18 protein-coding genes and 2 pseudogenes are annotated in these 18049 nt (G+C 45.6%); 11 read left to right on the top strand and 9 right to left on the bottom strand.

What is annotated here, in order from left to right:
- Positions 1 to 137 precede the first annotated feature (137 nt).
- The 7 genes from norR to QTN95_RS10405 all read left to right on the top strand — a co-directional run bounded on the left by norR (position 138) and on the right by QTN95_RS10405 (position 7077).
- On the top strand, positions 138 to 1727 hold the full coding sequence (gene norR / locus QTN95_RS10435; RefSeq protein ID WP_331417452.1) for a nitric oxide reductase transcriptional regulator NorR: 1590 nt from the start codon (positions 138 to 140) through the stop codon (positions 1725 to 1727).
- A 91-nt stretch (positions 1728 to 1818) separates the two neighbouring features.
- Entirely contained in the window at positions 1819 to 2178 is a 360-nt protein-coding gene (locus QTN95_RS10430) for a glutaredoxin family protein (protein WP_138970534.1), read from the top strand.
- 14 nt (positions 2179 to 2192) lie between these two features.
- Entirely contained in the window at positions 2193 to 2816 is a 624-nt protein-coding gene (locus QTN95_RS10425; RefSeq protein ID WP_331417430.1) for an HAD family hydrolase, read from the top strand.
- A 148-nt stretch (positions 2817 to 2964) separates the two neighbouring features.
- Positions 2965 to 4302 carry an MATE family efflux transporter gene (locus QTN95_RS10420; RefSeq protein WP_331417429.1) on the top strand — a complete coding sequence of 446 codons (1338 nt, stop codon included), beginning with the start codon at positions 2965 to 2967 and terminating at the stop codon, positions 4300 to 4302.
- A gap of 203 nt (positions 4303 to 4505) precedes the next feature.
- Complete coding sequence (locus QTN95_RS10415) at positions 4506 to 5417, top strand: DMT family transporter (protein ID WP_138970537.1); 912 nt, start codon at positions 4506 to 4508, stop codon at positions 5415 to 5417.
- A gap of 117 nt (positions 5418 to 5534) precedes the next feature.
- Positions 5535 to 6419: a DMT family transporter gene (locus tag QTN95_RS10410; RefSeq protein ID WP_331417451.1), complete on the top strand. Its 885-nt coding sequence runs from the start codon at positions 5535 to 5537 to the stop codon at positions 6417 to 6419.
- A 58-nt stretch (positions 6420 to 6477) separates the two neighbouring features.
- Positions 6478 to 7077 (top strand): glutaredoxin domain-containing protein, encoded by a 600-nt coding sequence (locus QTN95_RS10405; RefSeq protein WP_331417428.1) that lies wholly within the window; start codon positions 6478 to 6480, stop codon positions 7075 to 7077.
- A 112-nt stretch (positions 7078 to 7189) separates the two neighbouring features.
- Here the strand turns inward: QTN95_RS10405 and QTN95_RS10400 are convergent, their stop codons facing one another.
- From QTN95_RS10400 to QTN95_RS10390, 3 genes and pseudogenes are all read right to left on the bottom strand, one after another.
- Positions 7190 to 7324, bottom strand: coding sequence for a hypothetical protein (locus QTN95_RS10400; protein WP_269375060.1), 135 nt, complete (start codon positions 7322 to 7324; stop codon positions 7190 to 7192).
- Positions 7325 to 7405: 81 nt separating this feature from the next.
- The gene (locus QTN95_RS10395; RefSeq protein WP_269375061.1) at positions 7406 to 7756 is read right to left on the bottom strand and encodes a hypothetical protein; all 351 of its coding nucleotides are present in this window, start codon (positions 7754 to 7756) and stop codon (positions 7406 to 7408) included.
- A 130-nt stretch (positions 7757 to 7886) separates the two neighbouring features.
- Positions 7887 to 8216: pseudogene (locus tag QTN95_RS10390) on the bottom strand (MFS transporter); the annotation flags it as partial.
- Positions 8217 to 8264: 48 nt separating this feature from the next.
- Between QTN95_RS10390 and QTN95_RS10385 the strand changes: the two are divergent.
- Together QTN95_RS10385 and QTN95_RS10380 are read left to right on the top strand one after the other, a co-directional pair.
- Positions 8265 to 8390: pseudogene (locus QTN95_RS10385) on the top strand (LysR family transcriptional regulator); the annotation flags it as partial.
- Positions 8391 to 8517: 127 nt separating this feature from the next.
- Entirely contained in the window at positions 8518 to 10368 is a 1851-nt protein-coding gene (locus QTN95_RS10380) for a bifunctional diguanylate cyclase/phosphodiesterase (protein WP_331417427.1), read from the top strand.
- 28 nt (positions 10369 to 10396) lie between these two features.
- Here QTN95_RS10380 and QTN95_RS10375 read toward each other — a convergent pair whose 3' ends face one another.
- Both QTN95_RS10375 and QTN95_RS10370 read right to left on the bottom strand, forming a co-directional pair.
- Positions 10397 to 10873, bottom strand: coding sequence for a hypothetical protein (locus QTN95_RS10375; RefSeq protein WP_331417426.1), 477 nt, complete (start codon positions 10871 to 10873; stop codon positions 10397 to 10399).
- A 32-nt stretch (positions 10874 to 10905) separates the two neighbouring features.
- The gene (locus QTN95_RS10370) at positions 10906 to 11418 is read right to left on the bottom strand and encodes a nicotinate-nicotinamide nucleotide adenylyltransferase (RefSeq protein ID WP_331417425.1); all 513 of its coding nucleotides are present in this window, start codon (positions 11416 to 11418) and stop codon (positions 10906 to 10908) included.
- Between the two features lie 186 nt (positions 11419 to 11604).
- On the opposite strand from QTN95_RS10370, the gene nadE reads away from it, so the two are divergent.
- Positions 11605 to 12432 carry an ammonia-dependent NAD(+) synthetase gene (gene nadE, locus QTN95_RS10365; RefSeq protein WP_331417424.1) on the top strand — a complete coding sequence of 276 codons (828 nt, stop codon included), beginning with the start codon at positions 11605 to 11607 and terminating at the stop codon, positions 12430 to 12432.
- Positions 12433 to 12691: 259 nt separating this feature from the next.
- Positions 12692 to 13240, top strand: a complete 549-nt coding sequence (locus QTN95_RS10360) for an MSHA operon transcriptional regulator (protein ID WP_331417423.1) — start codon at positions 12692 to 12694, stop codon at positions 13238 to 13240.
- 45 nt (positions 13241 to 13285) lie between these two features.
- Here QTN95_RS10360 and QTN95_RS10355 read toward each other — a convergent pair whose 3' ends face one another.
- The 4 genes from QTN95_RS10355 to QTN95_RS10340 all read right to left on the bottom strand — a co-directional run bounded on the left by QTN95_RS10355 (position 13286) and on the right by QTN95_RS10340 (position 17943).
- Positions 13286 to 14044 (bottom strand): substrate-binding periplasmic protein, encoded by a 759-nt coding sequence (locus QTN95_RS10355; RefSeq protein WP_331417422.1) that lies wholly within the window; start codon positions 14042 to 14044, stop codon positions 13286 to 13288.
- A 320-nt stretch (positions 14045 to 14364) separates the two neighbouring features.
- Positions 14365 to 15105, bottom strand: a complete 741-nt coding sequence (locus tag QTN95_RS10350; protein ID WP_331417421.1) for a type 1 glutamine amidotransferase — start codon at positions 15103 to 15105, stop codon at positions 14365 to 14367.
- Positions 15106 to 15112: 7 nt separating this feature from the next.
- Positions 15113 to 16609 carry a CoA-acylating methylmalonate-semialdehyde dehydrogenase gene (locus QTN95_RS10345; RefSeq protein ID WP_331417420.1) on the bottom strand — a complete coding sequence of 499 codons (1497 nt, stop codon included), beginning with the start codon at positions 16607 to 16609 and terminating at the stop codon, positions 15113 to 15115.
- 2 nt (positions 16610 to 16611) lie between these two features.
- Positions 16612 to 17943, bottom strand: a complete 1332-nt coding sequence (locus QTN95_RS10340; protein ID WP_138970549.1) for an aspartate aminotransferase family protein — start codon at positions 17941 to 17943, stop codon at positions 16612 to 16614.
- Between the last annotated feature and the right edge of the window lie 106 nt (positions 17944 to 18049).

The raw sequence follows: 18049 nt of genomic DNA, 5'->3' as shown, positions 1-18049 counted from the left end.
CGCGTTTTAATCACCAATATCATGTCAAATAAACACACCTGTAAAATGTCAATTTGACACATTGATATTGTAATAACTCGACCAATATGGTTAATTCAACATCATGTGATGCTCAACTGTTTCTACCTTTAGCTATTATGCAAGATATCTCTGTTTCTACCCTTATCGACATGACCATTGGTCTCGCTCGCGGTGATAACGACCAAGATCGATTCAATAATCTACTCGACGCTATTCGTAAAGCCATCCAATGCGACTGTGTCGCCCTGCTCTCATTACAAGGAGATACTCTTATCCCGTTGGCGATGCAAGGGTTGACCCGTGACACGCTAGGGCGTCGTTTTAAGATAGACGAACATCCTCGTTTTGCGCTGATTTGTGAGTCGAAAACCGCAGTTAGGTTTGATGCGAATAGCAATCTTCCCGATCCCTTTGATAATTTGCTACTCGACTATGATGGGGATCTGCCCATGCACTCATGTATGGGGCTACCGCTTATCTATGCAGACAAACTCCTTGGTGTGCTTACACTTGATAGCCTAAAGCCAGGGGTCTTCGAGCAGTTTCCTAAACGCAGTCTCGATGCCCTCTCGGCTATCGCGGCTTCAACACTCAAGGTCGCTCTTACCGTTAGCCAACTAGAACAACAAGCGAAACAGACTCAACAAAGATTTGAGGAACTGAACGAAGAAGCATGGGAACGTGATGGTGGAGAAATCATTGGTGACAGTCAGGCAATGCAAGCCCTCAAGGCTGATATTGAGGTGGTGGCCCCTTCCAACTTTAATATTCTGATCCACGGGGAAACGGGGGTCGGTAAAGAGCTGGTTGCACGCAGTTTGCACCACTTGTCACCACGCAGAAAACAACCTCTTGTTTATGTCAACTGCGCTGCGATTCCTGAGAATCTTGTCGAGAGCGAACTCTTCGGTCACGTGAAAGGCGCCTTTACCGGCGCAGATAAATCACGTTTGGGAAAATTTGCGTTAGCGGATGGTGGCACCCTATTTCTCGATGAGATTGGTGAGCTTCCTCTTGCAGCGCAAAGCAAGATCCTTCGAGCTCTGCAAAATAATGAGATTCAGCCCGTAGGACAAGACAACGTCGAGAACATTGATGTGCGTGTGCTCGCCGCGACCAACCGAGATCTAAAAGAAGAAGTCTCTGCAGGCCACTTCCGTTCTGATCTCTACCATCGACTCAGTGTCTACCCAATCACGGTTCCCGCCCTTCGTGAACGCAACGGTGATATCGTACTGCTCGCTGGTAACTTCCTTGAGCAGGCTAGACGCAAACTGGGGATTGTGCAGATTAAGTTGGGCAAAGATGCTCAACTCCTATTGTCTCGCTACAACTGGCCGGGTAATGTCCGCGAATTGGAGCATGTCATTAACCGAGCCGCACTAAAAGCGAGAGCTCGCGGTCAAGGAGGGAAACTGATTACCGTTTCAGTTGAAGACATAGGCCAACTGCAATCGACGCAAGAGAGCAATGCCCTTACTCAGATCAATGAGGCTCATCTAGCACCAGAGTTCGAGCTATCACGTGGTCTAAGAGAGTCAACGGAAGAATATCAGCGTCACATGATTATCACAGCCTTGACTCAAGCTGATTTTAATTGGGCAAAAGCCGCACGTCAGTTGAAGACAGATCGTGCCAACTTAACGCGTCTTGCCAAACGGCTAGGTATCGAAGTCACCAAAAAACATCAGGTGAACATTGGCTGAGTTTAAGATTCAACATTGATTACATCTCAGTTACAATACGCAACGAAAAAGTCATCTGCCAATAATATAATGTTCATCAAATAGGATTGTTATGAAGTTTATCCGCTGGTTTTTAGGACGTGTGATCCTGCTGCTCAACTTTGTTTTTTCACCAAAAGGCATAAAGCGTGATGCTGAACAACAGCAAGCGGTCGATCAGAAAGCTCAATCATTGGCTCTATACCAATTCGAAGCGTGTCCGTTTTGTGTCAAAGTACGTCGAGCGATGAAGCGTCAATCCGTTAAGTTTGAATTACGTGATGCAAAGAATGATCAAACACACCGCGCAGAATTAGAAGCAGGGGGCGGAAAAGTGAAAGTTCCTTGCCTAAGAATTGAAAAAGATGGTGACGTACAATGGATGTATGAATCATCAGATATCGTTGCTTACTTAGAGAAAGAGTTCGCGTAAATAAGGAAGGTTCCATGTCATGCAAACCATTGAACATTCGGCATATCAAAGCCATTGTGTTTGATTTAGATAATACCTTGGTAAGCTCAGACATGGATTTCTTCTGGTTAAGAGAGCAAATTGGTTGTCCTTCAGATACCGACTTGCTCTCTTATGTTGATCAACTTGAATGTGCCAACGCTTACGCCAATGCGCACGCACTCATCCTGCAACATGAGCTTGAAGACGCGCAGCAATCACAGCCAATGCCTGGCAGTCAGTCCCTCATCGAATTCATTCACAGCAATCAACTTTATACCGCTATCATTACTCGAAATTGTGCTCAGGCCGCTCAAATCAAAATCAAGCATAACCAGCTCAATATCTCTCGGCTGATCACCCGCGAACACTTTCCGCCCAAACCGAACCCAGAGTCACTGATCGCTTTAGCCGATGAATGGCAACTTGAACGCCATGAAATTCTCTATGTGGGTGATTATCTCTACGATCTTCAGGCGGCCTACAATGCTGATATGCCTTCGTGTCTTGTCACTCACGGCAAAACGTCTCCATTTGGCGCACACGCTTCACTGATCGTAGAGCATCTTGACGAACTCGAGTCTGTCTTGTCTCAATCAAACGAAACAACACGCAATTGAACGATAGCAACAAAGTGAAATAAATCACACTTACCCTTGAATTTTGTCTGGTAAGTAACGATGTATTAAAAACAACAAATCAAACCGAGGTCTATCGCCTCGGTTTATCTTTAGATTCGTTATAAAAACCTAACACAACGGCTTGGCTATGACTGCAAAAACTCTTGATTCATCCCCTTCTCTTGGGCAACAGCTATTTAAAATGACGTGGCCAATGCTGTTCGGTGTGCTGTCGATTATGAGCTTTCAGCTAGTAGACAGTGCGTTCATCGGTCAGCTCGGTATTCTGCCACTGGCGGCGCAAGGTTTCACACTTCCACTGCAAATGGTCATTATTGGTATTCAAGTTGGTCTAGGTATCGCAACCACTGCCGTTATCGCCAAAGCAATTGGCGCTAGCCAGCCAAAATACGCCAAACAACTTGGTGGATTAGTCATCGTCATCGGTAGTGTTGGTGTCGCCGTGTTTTCAGTGATGATCTATCTACTCCGAGAGCCCATTTTAGCGTTACTCAGTGCCCCTGAAAGTGTATTACCTATCATTGATAGCTATTGGATCTACTGGTTGGTAAGCTCTTGGACGGGTGCAGTACTCTACTTCTTCTACAGTCTTTGCCGAGCCAACGGAAACACCATGCTCCCAGGCACCATGATGATGGTCACCAGTTTGCTCAACCTGATCCTAGATCCAATTTTCATCTTTACGTTAGATCTCGGTATTGATGGTGCGGCTATCGCAACCATTGTGGCATTTGGTATCGGTCTAGTGGTCGTCGCACCAAAAGTTGCCGCTAAACAGTGGCTGAGCTTCGACTGGAGAGATCTCGATGTTGCTAAAAGTGTTCGCTCAATCGGCCACATCATGGGGCCTGCGATGATCAGTCAACTGCTTCCACCTCTCTCATCGATGCTCGCAACCAAGCTACTTGCAAGCTATGGTACAGCAGCGGTCGCTGCTTGGGCGTTAGGTTCACGCTTTGAGTTCTTTGCCATCGTTTCGGTCTTGGCGCTCACCATGTCTATGCCCCCTATGGTCGGCAAGTTGCTGGGAGCCAACAATCTCGCCGACATTCGCAAACTGGTTGCTATTGCATCTAAGTTTGTTATCAGTTTCCAATTGCTTATCGCTGTCATCACGCTATTCGCATCGCTGTTTTTAGCACAACTGATGACCAGCGACTCCGCAGTAGAGAGCATTCTTAATTACCACCTAATGATCGTTCCCTTTAGTCTTGGTCCTTTAGGGATCTGTATGCTGATGGTGTCCATCTCCAACGCCCTTGGTCGTTCTTACACCGCGTTGACGATTTCTGCGCTTAGGTTATTTGCCTTTTTCCTACCGTGTTTGTGGCTCGGAGCGCAACTCGGAGGGATCGAAGGACTTTTCTGGGGAGCCTTTGGTGGCAATATTCTCGCTGGCATCTGTGCATGGATGATGTTCCATAAAGTACTCAATCAGTTAGAGCAACGTGCCGTGACTCAGTGATAAAAGTTTGCATTCTGTAATCAACCTAGATAGTCTAAATAATCACCACTAAGGATCGATTATGAAATTCGTGTTTACTTACCTTTGGCTTCTTCTCCCTAATGCCAGTAGCCGGTAGGTATCACTATATCTGGCTGCGAGAAACGTAGCCAGAACTCCACTTTCTCGTAGCCCTAAAATCACTCAGCAAGGATACGAGCAACATGACTGAACAAACGCAAACTACCGTCCCCGACTCTCTATCTCAGAGCGGAATTCTGTTGGCGCTCGCCGGATGTATACTATTTTCTATCAAACCCATCCTGATCAAAATTGCCTACCAATATGGCGGCGATGCGACGTCAATCATGTCGCTCCGTGCATTCAGCTCTCTGCCTCTCTATCTGGTTACGCTGGTGCTCTTATGTCGCAGTGCTGGAAATCGGATAAAAGTAAAACAACACGGAGCCAAAGCCGCGTTAATTGGCGTGATGGGCTACTACCTAGCGAGCTTTCTAGATATCTCGTCACTTGAATTTATTTCTGCGCAATTAGAACGATTGCTTATCTTTCTTTTCCCTACTTTTGTCGTTCTAATTAGCTGGTGTCTATATGGGCAGAAGCCACATCGTAATGTTGTTCTTTCTGCTGTAACTGGCTACGCAGGGATCAGTGTTATTGTTGTCCATGATTTCAGTACGGTGGGTCATTCCGTCGTACTGGGGAGCGCGCTTGCGATTAGTTCGGCACTGGTATTCGCCTTCTACCTAGTATGGAGTAAGCCTCTTATTACTCAGCTAGGAAGTTCTCTCTTTACCAGTATCGGTATGGGTTGCGCAGGGCTTGCCATTATTCTCCACCTGCTGTTGAGTGGTAGTGAAGTGACCCAATGGTCACAAGAGCTCATCACAACAGGTATTATTCTCGGTATATTCTGTACCGTGCTACCGTCTTATTTGATTGCCGCGGCCATGGCACGTTTAACGCCAACAAGCTTAAGCCTGACCAGCAACATTGGCCCTGCCGTTACCGCAGGCCTCGCGGTTGTCGTTCTCGATGAACTCTTTACCCCTTGGCATGCGATTGGTCTGGTGCTGGTGGTCTTTTCCGTCTATACGCTAAACAAGAAATCGTAACGACATCAAAACGGGCTGAAACATCGATGAACTTGCACCATCATACGCATTCCGCAGATGATCTTACGCTTAGAAAGTCGTATGATTCAGCCTATCAATTTTTCAGATAGTTATATCATGACCACCCACAACCACCACCCTATTCAAGGGGCAAGCTGGATGCTAACAGCAGGCCTAGCGTTTGCTATCGTCAACAGCTTAGCTCAGATTGCCAGTATTAATTTTGGTCTCTCTTCTACCACCGTTGCGTTGATTCAATACGCCATCGCTTTGGTTGTTATTCTCCCTTATCTTAAAACGCTAGGCATTCGTCAGTCGCTGCGAACCCAGAATCTTGGGATGCATATCTTCCGTGTGTTTTTGTCGGTGATTGGTATCCAGCTATGGCTGTGGGCATTAGCCTATCCTGTGCCTATTTGGCAAGGCATCGCACTGTTGATGACCTCACCTCTTTTTGCAACCGTTGGTTCAGGCTTATTTTTGAAAGAAAAGGTTGGCGTTGCTCGATGGGGAGCGACGTTAACTGGCTTTGTTGGTGCCATGATCATTCTGGAGCCTTGGGCCGATGATTTCAGTTGGGCAACACTGCTGCCTGTTGGTGCCGCCCTCTTCTGGGCGTGCTACTCACTAATGGTGAAAAAGCTCTCTTCTGACGACTCACCTTCTACTATGGTGGTCTACTTACTAGTCCTGATTACTCCATTCAACATTTTGCTCGCGCTTCCAGACTGGCAAACGCCCGTTGGTGGCACGATCTGGCTGGTTTTAATCGCCGCAGGTGCAATGACTGCTCTTGCTCAATGGGCTATTGTTAAAGCGTATTCGGTTGCCGATGCCTCGTTTGTTCAGCCGTTTGATCATGCTAAGTTGCCGCTCAACGTCTTGGCGGGATGGCTAGTGTTCAGTTGGGTGCCACCGGGCCGACTTTGGCTTGGTGCAGCCATTATCATTGCATCGGTCGCGTTTATTACTCGTTGGGAAACCAAAAAATCAGCTCGCTGAAAGAAATGTCGAACTTGGCCGTTCTTATCAGTCATAGGAATAAATGAGAGACACCTTTATGACAGAACCAATCAAATTGACACTCTATCGCTGGGCGGGTAGCTGGGGGCCATTTAAGGTCAACATCCCCTGTGGTGAATGCACCTTGACGAAAGATATTCTTACCGACACGTTTGAGAATGAGTTGGCAGGTGTACCAGTAACACTTGAGATTAAAGATTGGTTATCGCACTGGTGGGAACCGCTCAAAGTTGGGGCATGGCACGCACCCATTTTAATGGTGGAAGGTAAGGTGGTCAGCCAAGGCGAAGCTTTGAATCGAGGTGTTTTGATTCAATCCGTAATTCAGGAATGGACTAAGCGAGATACCCTTAAAGGCAATATCGTTTATGGCAAAGCGACCTGTCCTTACTGTGTGAAAGCTAAGAAAATGCTTGAGGATGCAGGCATCGATTACCACTATTTCGACGTGGTAAAAGACAGCGCAGCACTCTACCGAATGATCCCCGAAGTCAAAGCGATTATCGGCGAAAAAACGCCGGTTACCGTGCCTCAAATCTGGCTTGAAGGCAACTACATCGGTGGCTCAGACAACTTAGGAGCGTGGTTAGAAGAAAAAGGGCTCCATACTGTACCTGACAACGTCATCGCCTTATAATATTCGTTATCTACAACAAAGCCCTACCTAGTAAGGTAGGGCTTTGTGTTAGTCAGTGAGAAGAAAGCTCTCGCTCCCCTCACCCACTGTAAAATCCATTTCACGCCAGCGATTATTTGGCCATCTTTTTCATCATGCGTTTGATGAATGACGTTTTCTTCGCTTTAGGCTTGCCATAAAGTGCATCGTGCATGGCTTGCTTTGCGATCATCTGACCTAGATATGCGTTGCCTAATTCGTGATTCATGAGTCTCTCCTCAGTTATAAAGAGTGTGATTTTAATCACAAACAAAATAAAAACAAGACCTAGATCACATTAAAGTCTTAGTTAAGAACGCTTTGGCTGTTGGTATGTTTTACCCGCCATTAGGTACGTGTCTTTACGTTTCACATCAAACATAATGTCAAAGAACCACGCCACAAAACGGATAACATCATCACCTTCATCCATCACGTGCTCAACAAACTCTTGTTCTTCACCCTGCTCGTTGGTTTGCACTGTTACATGGTAAATTCGCTTAGCACCTTCCACCTCAGCTAGAGCAAACTGACCTGTCAATGATTCCGCAGCTTCTGCGACTTCACTATCATCACAAGCTTTTAGCATTTCTAATGCTTGCGGTAGCGTCTCTTTTTCACACAGTGCTTTTACCAATACTTCAAATTCTTTGTGTTCCATGATCATCTTCTCTGGATAGGAGTTTGCCGGCATTGTATACCCAAGTATCTATCAAGCAAACTCTTGCTGAACTAACGGCACTTTTCTCGACGCGATCAACACCGCTCCCATTGCCACCGCAAAGAGTAAATGGCCCAATAATAGGCATAATAGAAGCCGTAATGGAAATATAGGACAACGCTTTGGTAAGCTGTGCACCTTCGTAGCTATTTCTTAATACACTCCGACCTAACACAGATGCACTTCCGGCACCTAAACCTTGCAACAACCTTCCCAATATGAGCAAATGGAGATGATGAGAGAAAGTCAGACATATCGCAGTACCAACCAGATATACGCCTTGACCCATGATAAAAACAGGTCGTCGCCCAATAGCATCCGACAGTGGTCCGTAAAACAGTTGAGAAGCCCCAAAACCGAGTAGGAAAAGTGTCACTAAGAGTTGAACATCGGCTTGGGTGGGTTCAAATCAGTTTAAATTGGCCACTATCAAATGATAATATAGCGGATTCTTCCAGACATCACTGCTGATGAGGCAACTGTCTATGCTTACTATCCGAAACTGGACTATCAGCACACAAGAACTAAGCTGTTTCTCGATTATTTGAAAGAAAGATTATCTAAAGGTCAATAAGTTAGCTCCAAACGCACGTCATTTGGATTATTCATTTGCAATAGTATGCATCTCATACCATATTTAGTTTGTAACCCCGATCAATAAATAAGTGACAAAGTTCACAATAAGAGTGAGTTACTACGTTATGGTTAGGACAATATATCAACATGCTCCGCTGAGCGTTGAGACTCTCAATGCCACGTTACGTTTAGATGGGATAGATCTGCTCAACAAAACCACGTCTGAGCTGAGTCGTATCTCATCATCATTGTGTACATGTGTGATCGAGCTAGACCCATTTACCTCAAAGCCCACTTTGCTCGCTTCTTCAAGTGATCAGCGGTTACTACGTGAGAACTACACCTCACCTCTGACACGAGCGACCTGTACCTTAATCACCAAAACCGAGCAGGATTCCATCGTATGTGCAAGCAACGCCCATGAAGCAAATCCTCAAGAGCAGTACATTATTGAACACGGCATAGAGGCTTACATTGCCGTACCGCTCAAGACGCATAACGGTGAAGTGCTGGGTGTTTTGCTGTCCACCTACACAACCGCGCTAGATAGCAACCAGTGTGATGAACTCATTTATTACCATAAGCTGTTTGGCAACCTTATCGCTCATAGCTTGAGATCGAAATGGCTGTCAGCTCGTTCAGATACACTGGTCGAGCAACTGAGCTACGAAGTGTCCCATGACAATCTTACTGGGCTTCTCAACCGTAGCTTTCTGTCGGATAAACTAGAACGACTAAATGAACTGCAAAATGAACCTTTTACTCTAGCCTATATTGATATTGATAATTTCAAATCAATCAATGACTTGTATGGTAACTATATTGGTGATCAGATAATTAAATTTGTTGCCAATACCATCAAAGAAACCATCAAAGACAAGCAACTCGCATTTCGTATTTCCGGTGATGAATTTGCTTTTATCACGCTGTCCGGTGATCCTTTCGAACTGTGTTACGCTCTGATTGAAAATTTAGAGAAAGGCTACAAAGATCCAGCGCACAACATCAAGTTCAGTGTCAGTATCGGTCTGGCAAGAAACAACGGGCACAACATTAGCTCAGATCAGATAATCCTTAATGCAAGCTTGGCTCTGAAAGACTGTAAACAATCTCGTCATACCCATATTCAATGCTACGATACTCATTTGAGCGCTCAATATTATCGCCGCGCTTTAGTGATCGATGCCCTTCGTCAAGAACTGGAGATAAAATGCCTCAGCCAGAGCGAGATCTATGTTGTCGCTCAACCGATAGTCGATTTGCGCAGTAGCCAATGGGACTACTTTGAAATTCTGGCTCGTTGGCAAAGTAAAACACTCGGCCCAATATATCCGATCGAGTTTATTGAAGCAGCCGAACAGTCAGGATTAATTGTGGAACTTGGTGAGCGAATAGTCGAACTGGCATGCCAAGCAAAACAAAAGCTGGAACAGGGATTAGGCCATAACGTCAAGTTGGGGATTAACTGTTCAGCGCATGAGCTCAACAACTCGACTCGTTATCTTCAGCACATACTTACAACCATTCGTAAGTATGACTTTGCGCCACAAGATTTTACGATTGAGCTAACTGAAACCGTGCTGCTCTCACAGACGGAAGAAGTGAAAGAGATCCTCAATAAGCTGCGTGTACTCGGGTTTAAGGTCGCGTTAGATGATTTCGGCACTGGCTATTCGAGCCTTAACTATATTCACAGTTATCCTATCGACTGCATCAAAATTGACGCGACCTTCATCAAGAACATGCTAACTAACGAGACTGCGGAACGGGTTGTGTGGTTGATCGTTCAGCTTGCTAACCAGCTTGGCGTATCGCTCGTGGCTGAAGGGGTAGAAGATCAAGAAGCGTTGGACAAGTTGACGGCGATGGGGTGTCCGCTCATTCAAGGATACTATTTTTCGCGTCCTGAAACACCAGAGGTACTGGTTAGCAAAAACTTTGAACGTAGCGAACAGCAGCAAGTGTCAAACGGCTAGTAATGTTGGCGGTGAAGTGTTGTCGGTGTTAGAAGGGCAACTCGACTTGCATAACGACATCGCCATCGTATTTTTCGTGCCAGCGATAATCGAGCCTCATTCTTGGTTTACCTGAATTCATGTCACCAAATCCAAAGCTCAGTAACAATCCGTGACTTTTTAGCCACTCTTCGGCACTCATAGACTCTAACTGTTGCTCGAGTTCACTGGGTACCCATACTCCGATACCGACGTAGTTAGAGGCCAAACTGCGGCTCAAGATCGGGTTAACCTCTTCACTCATACTCCAATCCGCCCAATATTCACTGTAATCTTGGTTATCACTGGTGGTTAGATCATTGAATGAATCAAGCGATTTTGTCGTATATTCAATACCTTGTAACAAAGAGACACAAAGCCTCTGTGTTTTGCCAAACATGACTGATTGAGTCGAGGAGTAGATCTCGCATCCAGCCAATGCAGATGACGAAAATAACGTCAACGCTATAAGTCCGAGCTTTGACATTCACACCTCTTATATATCGCACGACAGCCCGTTTAATAATACTCCATTTCGGCTAATCTGCGACACACTTTTTCAGTCGTCAGGTTAGAAATATCCCGTTTTTCACTCAGAGCCTGACGAATATCTGTACTTCTTACTTGGACGGTTTCTGGGCAACTCAGTAACGACCAACGAGTTACTATCTCTTGCGCATTATAGAATTTGGCGAAGTTGAACAGGTTATCAGGCCCCATAACAAAGGTCAGTTGACTGTCCGGATACTGAGCTTGTAGCGCTTCAAGTACAGCGAAGGTCGTAACGCTGGCATCCGGTTTATATAATGTTTCTTCGATTGTCGAACACTCAACGTTAGAGACCGACAAATCCTCTATAAATAAACCCACCAGCTCACATCTGACTGAATAATCCAGCATCTGTTTTCCCCAAGCATGAGCAATACTTGGCAACAGCAAAACCTTGTCAAAGTGGCCTAATGACTCAATAACACTTTTGTGCCCTAAACTAGGCGGATTAAAAGCACTTCCAAATACTGCAATTTTGCTCATTTTGTTCTTCACTCTGTGGCGAAAACTGTGATCACAGTTTTCTAATTCTTTGATTGAGGTATGATATAGCAAGGTGACTTTAACACGTCCACTTCAGTTGAGATAAGTCTTGCTGAGATAGACCTGTTAAGGCTATCAGGATTACCACAAAATTTTAAACTACATTGCTTGCAGGAAGGAAACATAATGGAACAGTTGATTCGCGATGAAATGCGCGTTCTGCCGTCAATCGACCCTCACTTTGAAATCAACCGCCGCGTCGACTTTATCAAAAAAATGCTCCAAGAAGCGGGTTGTAAATCCCTCGTTCTTGGCATTAGTGGTGGCGTAGACTCCACGACTTGCGGTCGTCTAGCTCAGATCGCTGTTAACCAGCTTAACGAAGAATCCAACGGTGGCTATCAGTTTATCGCCGTTCGCTTACCTTACGGCGAGCAAAAAGATGAAGACGAAGCTCAGTTAGCTCTCCAGTTTATCCAACCGACACATTCTGTTTCGGTCAATATCAAATCAGGTGTTGACGGATTACACGCTGCAAGCCACACCGCACTTGAAGGCACTGGGCTTCTACCGCAAGACAAAGCAAAAATTGACTTTGTCAAAGGGAATGTCAAGGCTCGCGCTCGCATGGTGGCACAATACGAAATCGCAGGTTACGTAGGTGGCTTGGTTATCGGCACGGATCACTCAGCAGAAAACATCACCGGTTTCTACACTAAGTTTGGCGATGGCGCGTGCGATATGGCTCCGCTATTCGGCCTAAGCAAGCGTCAAGTTCGAGAAGTCGCTGAGACACTGGGTGCCCCTGAACTTCTAGTGAAAAAAGTTCCAACGGCAGACTTGGAAGAACTTGCGCCTCAAAAAGCTGACGAAGATGCTTTAAACCTAACTTACGATCAAATCGATGATTTCCTCGAAGGAAAGCCTGTCTCTCCAGAGGTGACTGAGCGTCTAATTCATATCTACACGGTAACTCAGCATAAGCGCCAACCAATCCCGACTATCTACGATTAAACATCACTTAAGCCCTTATCCGTTGGTAAGGGCTTTTGTTATTCATGCCCGCAAACAAAATTAGCAAGCAACATTTGTTGCTATCAACGCTAGCCTAAGCCGTCACACTCTAACCAAATATTGACCTAGGCCACTAGCAGGAAAGCACGCTTTTCACTACACTAAGGCGGTTAACCTACGGCGCTGAACCCAAGGCGGCTCTCTCGCCCCTCACTTTACTTGTTTTTTGTATCATCGACGCTAATTAGTGTATAAAAGTATGGAACAGGATAAATTTACCAATATTTATCGATTGCCCACAGCAGTGCAGATCCGCATTGGAAAATGGCAACAAACCTTTAATGGCACGTCAGATATTGTCATGCACCAAGCAATCGAAGTGCGGAACAAGCAGTACCGTAAACCTGATTTTTTCCCAACGGGCTGGAGCGTTCAATTATTCGACAATAATGATATTTCAGTGACGCATCACGGGAAATATATTCAAACGGCGATGCGTACCATGCTGGATAGAAAGGTGTCCTACAAACGAGTTTATCTGTCTCGTGTTCCTTTAGAGCAGGCAGAACCTGGTATCATCGCGTTCAAGCAAGAGTGGATTTCAAAACACAACCGCGTCGCACGAAAGTACAATCAAATAAAGAAAAAGCAATTTCTTCGCTTTGCAATGGAAGAGGTAGAAACGCTTTATCCCTCAATCCCTAAAGGTGAGTTTGATGTCCAGCTATGGAATAAACTGGTCGTTTCTGAAATTGGCCCTGCGAAGAAGTTTGATAACCCCTATTTTGTCAAGAAAGCAAAAGTATAAGCAGTAAGGGCATCATTCAGGTGCCCTTTTTACTTTTTCTCGTAGCTAGTATTTATCAACAATATCTTGATATTGACTACGTCCAGCCGCATCCTTCTCCTTAAGCATGTCGAGCCCTTTTTGCAATTTTTCGACGATCGCGTCGTCTGTGTCTCGGTTAATTGCGAAATAGACTTCACCTTCACTCACGACATAAACAGGTTCAAACAGATCTGGGTCAACTTTGGCTTGCCTTGTCCACCAATACGCCGCTCGCTCAGCATAGACAAACAGATCGATGCGCTTTTTCATCAACTGTTCCGCCAACACAGTGACGTAGGAAGCTTCTTGCATTGAGTTGCGAGGAATACCAAGTGAAAGCAGGCTCTGTTCTCCGATATCATCACGAATGACACCAATTCGGTAATTGGCCATATCCATAGGCGAATTAATCTTTATATTTGAATCTTTGCGCGCTAGCACCACAACTTTGATATCAAGAATTGGCCCAACCCACTTAAAAAGATTCTCTCGATGTTCAGAGCGCGTGGTTGAGAAAAGGATTGAGTCTTTGTTCGTTAAAACCGTCCGATAAGAGCGCGCCCAAGGTTGTAGCGTCACCTGACTAAGTTCTATCGGCTCTCCAACCAGTTCGCTTGCGGCCAAAAGAATGTCGATCGAATAACCCGTTACCTGGCCGTCTTTTATGAAATTTGCTGGCGGGTAGGATTCGGTATAGAAAGATATTTCACGTAGATCGTCTTCAGCGAAACTCACACTAAAGAACACAAGATACGCGAAAATAACGCACACCAGTCGTCGCATTGTGAATGCTCCCTATCTTGCCCTTACTAACCTTAAAGTTAGTTTACAGCAGAGCAGTTCTAAAGGGAGAAGGTAAATTATATTAGCCCATTTCGGCTAAGACCCCTTTTGACGCTCGTGCACATCTTGCCAAAACGACGAATCTCATCGAACTGAGGTGTCACTCCGCACCTGAGCGCAGATTCCCAATAAGTCTGCTCAGAATCAACCATTTCCAATAGTTTCTTGGGGCAACCAATACCTACAAAGTGCCAGTAAAACAAAAAAACCTACCAACTCCGAAAGTTGATAGGTTTTTAGGTTACGACTAAGACGTAAACTTATAGCACTTTATGCAGCTTATGAGTCCGCTCTGCTTGCTCCGCCATGGTTAGGAACGAATCAATCCAATGGAGAATCAGTGCCGAATCTTGTGGTTGTTCCAGTTGACACAAAGCTTCATCAGCCTTTTTAGTACCAATGATTTCGCGACGCTTTTCAACCAGCTTGCCAGTGAACTCATTACTAAACTCAGGGTGCCCTTGCACAGTAAAAATGTGGTTGTCTTTCACCAGCATAAAATTAGGACAAAAATCATTACCTGCGATGACCTTAACACCTTTAGGAACTATCACCACTTGGTCCTGATGACTGACCAGCATACGCACGCTATCCATGGATAGGTTCATCCACTTCTTCTGCGCGTTTACATTGACAGGGTAACTACCCAGTCCCCAGCCTTTTTCAGACTTCATCACGGTGCCACCGAGTGCTCTAGCAATAACCTGATGACCAAAACAGATACCGACTAATGGTCGACGAACAGCCTCACATCGTCGAATCCACTCCATGAGACCAAGGATCCAAGCATCATCATCATAAGCATTGTGAACACTACCTGTAATGATAAAACCGTGGCATTCGTCAAGGCACGGCAGCACCCCCTGAGTTGCATCAAAATCAACAAACTCAAACTGATTGTTCACTTCATGGAGAGAAGCGGCAATCATATCGAAGTACTGACCGTGGAGGTCTGACAACGGTGGGGCTACGTGCCCACAAGTAATGATTCCTATCTTCATTGTTCACCTATTTCATGGTTGGCATAACAAATTCACTATCCCTTTGACCTCTAGGCCAACGTGCTGTCACAGTCTTCATACGTGTGTAGAAACGTACGCCATCATTGCCGTGAACGTTGAGTGGTCCAAAGATTGAACGCTTCCAGCCACCAAAACTATGGAACGCCATTGGCACTGGAATTGGAACATTTACACCTACCATGCCAATTTCAATCTGTTCTGTAAAGTTTCTCGCCGTATCGCCATCACGAGTAAAGATCGCTGTCCCGTTTCCAAACTCATGTTGGTTAATCATATTAACGGCATGCTGGTAATCATCGGCTCGCACTACTGAAAGAACGGGACCAAAGATCTCTTCTTTATAGATGGTCATATCTTCCGTCACGTTGTCAAACAGCGTACCACCGACGAAGTAGCCAGGAGAACCTGCATCAAAGTTGCGCCCATCAACAACCAGTGTCGCGCCTTGATCAACACCTGACTGAATGTAGTCAACCACTTTATTTTTGTGCGGCTCACTGACCAAAGGCCCCATTTCATTTTCAGGTGTTACACCAAGACCTGGGCCAACGCGTAGCGCTTCAACCTTCTGTTTAAGTTTTTCTACTAAGCGATCTGCAACCTCATCACCCACCGCTACGGCAACCGAAATTGCCATACAACGTTCACCTGCCGCACCATATGCCGCGCCCATAATCGCGTTTACCGCCTGATCTAAATCCGCATCCGGCATCACAACTAAGTGGTTTTTCGCGCCACCTAGCGCCTGAACGCGTTTACCATTTGCACTACCTTTTGCATAAATGGCTTCAGCAATCGGCGTTGAACCAACAAAACTTACCGCTGCAACATCAGGGGATTCAAGCAGCGCATCAACGACTTCTTTGTCGCCTTGGACAACATTAAATACACCGTCTGGTAGACCCGCCTGTTTGAGAAGATCCGCCAACACCATTGCTGCACTCGGATCTTTTTCTGACGGTTTTAAGATAAAGCTGTTACCACAAGCCAACGCGACCGGAATCATCCAAAGCGGAACCATAACCGGGAAATTAAAAGGAGTGATACCAACACAAACACCTACAGGCTGCATCATTGAATAACTGTCAATTTCACGACCAACATTAAGTGAGTGTTCACCTTTCAACAGGTGGGGAATACCACATGAGAACTCAACAACTTCGAGGCCTCGAGTCAGTTCACCCAGTGCGTCGCTGTGCACTTTTCCATGTTCTTGCGTGATCAAGGTCGCCAAACTATCTGCGTTGTCTTCTAATAGCTGCTTAAACTTAAACATCACTCGCGCACGCTGGAGTGGCGGTGTCGCTTGCCACTCAACCTGTGCCTTTTTCGCTATTTGAACCACTTCCTCAGCTTCTTGGGCTGTAGATAGCTGTACTTGACCACGTCGCTCTCCCGTCGCCGGATTAAAAAGATCCGCGCTACGAGTGCTTTTACTTTCAACTACCGATCCATTTATAAAGTTTGAAACTAAAATCGACATAATTATTCCTTGTATTCAATCGTGCTCAGCACATCACTTAAGATATTAAACAGTTCATCAATATGGTGTTTCTCGATAATCAGTGGTGGCGACAGGGCAATGATGTCCCCTGTGACACGAATCAACGCACCCTTCTCGTAACACGCTTGGAAAACTTGGAATGCTCTCGAACCCGGTTTTCCGGCAATGCTCGATAACTCAATACCTGCAACCAATCCATAGTTTCTCAGGTCAATAACATGCGGTAGCCCTTTTAGGCTATGCACTGCATCTTCCCAGTATTGGGAAAGTTCTGAAGCGCGAGTATATAAACTCTCTTGACGATAGATATTAAGCGTCGCTAATCCCGCTGCGGCAGCAACTGGATGGCCAGAATAGGTGTAACCGTGGAACAACTCTATCGCCTGACTCTCTGGGCTTACCATCGCATCGTAGATTTCATCACGAACAAATACTGCACCCATAGGAATTGCACCATTGGTTAATCCCTTAGCACTGGTGATGATATCTGGAATTACATCGAATTCTTGAGCGGCAAATGGACTACCAAGGCGACCAAAGCCAGTAATTACCTCATCAAAAATGAGTAAGATACCGTGCTGGGTACAGATCTCTCTTAGCTTTTTCAAATAGCCTTTTGGCGGCAAGATAACCCCAGTTGAGCCTGCGATTGGTTCTACGATCACAGCGGCGATATTGCTCGCATCGTGAAGCGTGACAATATTTTGCAAGCTTTCTGCCCAACCCGGATCATATTCTGGCAGACCACGGCTAAACCCACTGTGTTCAATACTGAGAGTATGAGGAAGATGGTCTACGCCAGTCAGAAGGCTACCGAAGGTTTTGCGGTTATTGACGATTCCCCCCACGGAAATACCACCAAATCCTACCCCGTGATAGCCTCGTTCACGCCCAATCAGTCGCGTTCGCGTCCCTTGACCAATTGTACGTTGGTATGCCAAAGCAATTTTCAATGCGGTATCAACGGATTCCGAGCCTGAGTTAGTAAAAAAGACTTTGCTCAGCCCTGCTGGCGCTATCTCCGCAAGCTCTTCAGCAAACTGAAATGGCAACGGGTGGCCCATCTGAAATGTCGGCGCAAAATCTAGGTTGTGGATTTGCTGACTCACGGCCTCGCTGATCTCTCTGCGTCCATGTCCTGCATTACAACACCATAGCCCTGCTGTACCGTCGAGCACTTTGCGGTTGTCGTCTGTGCGGTAGTACATCCCCTCAGCTGACACCATCATTCGTGGTGATTGTTTAAACTGCGAGTTGGCGGTAAACGGCATCCAAAATGCGTCTAAGTTGTGTGTTTTTGCGAGATCCTGCATGTGCATTTCCTCAATCAATGACTAAGAGTTTGTTGTCTGTGATATCGATCAAAGCGTTTCTTTTAATAAACGCCTAACCATAATGTTAAAAGTGTGTTATAAAATA

The organism is Vibrio sp. M260112, from assembly GCF_036533775.1.
GTDB lineage: Bacteria > Pseudomonadota > Gammaproteobacteria > Enterobacterales > Vibrionaceae > Vibrio.
Note: the sequence above shows the minus strand (reverse complement) of the source record. Positions and strands in the feature narration are given on the sequence as shown.

Bases quoted from the DNA above. Each gene is read 5' to 3' on its own strand.
- norR (WP_331417452.1), top strand. From the start codon at position 138: ATGCAAGATATCTCTGTTTCTACCCTTATCGACATGACCATTGGTCTC.
- QTN95_RS10430 (WP_138970534.1), top strand. From the start codon at position 1,819: ATGAAGTTTATCCGCTGGTTTTTAGGACGTGTGATCCTGCTGCTCAAC.
- QTN95_RS10425 (WP_331417430.1), top strand. From the start codon at position 2,193: ATGTCATGCAAACCATTGAACATTCGGCATATCAAAGCCATTGTGTTT.
- QTN95_RS10420 (WP_331417429.1), top strand. From the start codon at position 2,965: ATGACTGCAAAAACTCTTGATTCATCCCCTTCTCTTGGGCAACAGCTA.
- QTN95_RS10415 (WP_138970537.1), top strand. From the start codon at position 4,506: ATGACTGAACAAACGCAAACTACCGTCCCCGACTCTCTATCTCAGAGC.
- QTN95_RS10410 (WP_331417451.1), top strand. From the start codon at position 5,535: ATGACCACCCACAACCACCACCCTATTCAAGGGGCAAGCTGGATGCTA.
- QTN95_RS10405 (WP_331417428.1), top strand. From the start codon at position 6,478: ATGACAGAACCAATCAAATTGACACTCTATCGCTGGGCGGGTAGCTGG.
- QTN95_RS10400 (WP_269375060.1), bottom strand. From the start codon at position 7,324: ATGAATCACGAATTAGGCAACGCATATCTAGGTCAGATGATCGCAAAG.
- QTN95_RS10395 (WP_269375061.1), bottom strand. From the start codon at position 7,756: ATGGAACACAAAGAATTTGAAGTATTGGTAAAAGCACTGTGTGAAAAA.
- QTN95_RS10380 (WP_331417427.1), top strand. From the start codon at position 8,518: ATGGTTAGGACAATATATCAACATGCTCCGCTGAGCGTTGAGACTCTC.
- QTN95_RS10375 (WP_331417426.1), bottom strand. From the start codon at position 10,873: ATGTCAAAGCTCGGACTTATAGCGTTGACGTTATTTTCGTCATCTGCA.
- QTN95_RS10370 (WP_331417425.1), bottom strand. From the start codon at position 11,418: ATGAGCAAAATTGCAGTATTTGGAAGTGCTTTTAATCCGCCTAGTTTA.
- nadE (WP_331417424.1), top strand. From the start codon at position 11,605: ATGGAACAGTTGATTCGCGATGAAATGCGCGTTCTGCCGTCAATCGAC.
- QTN95_RS10360 (WP_331417423.1), top strand. From the start codon at position 12,692: ATGGAACAGGATAAATTTACCAATATTTATCGATTGCCCACAGCAGTG.
- QTN95_RS10355 (WP_331417422.1), bottom strand. From the start codon at position 14,044: ATGCGACGACTGGTGTGCGTTATTTTCGCGTATCTTGTGTTCTTTAGT.
- QTN95_RS10350 (WP_331417421.1), bottom strand. From the start codon at position 15,105: ATGAAGATAGGAATCATTACTTGTGGGCACGTAGCCCCACCGTTGTCA.
- QTN95_RS10345 (WP_331417420.1), bottom strand. From the start codon at position 16,609: ATGTCGATTTTAGTTTCAAACTTTATAAATGGATCGGTAGTTGAAAGT.
- QTN95_RS10340 (WP_138970549.1), bottom strand. From the start codon at position 17,943: ATGCAGGATCTCGCAAAAACACACAACTTAGACGCATTTTGGATGCCG.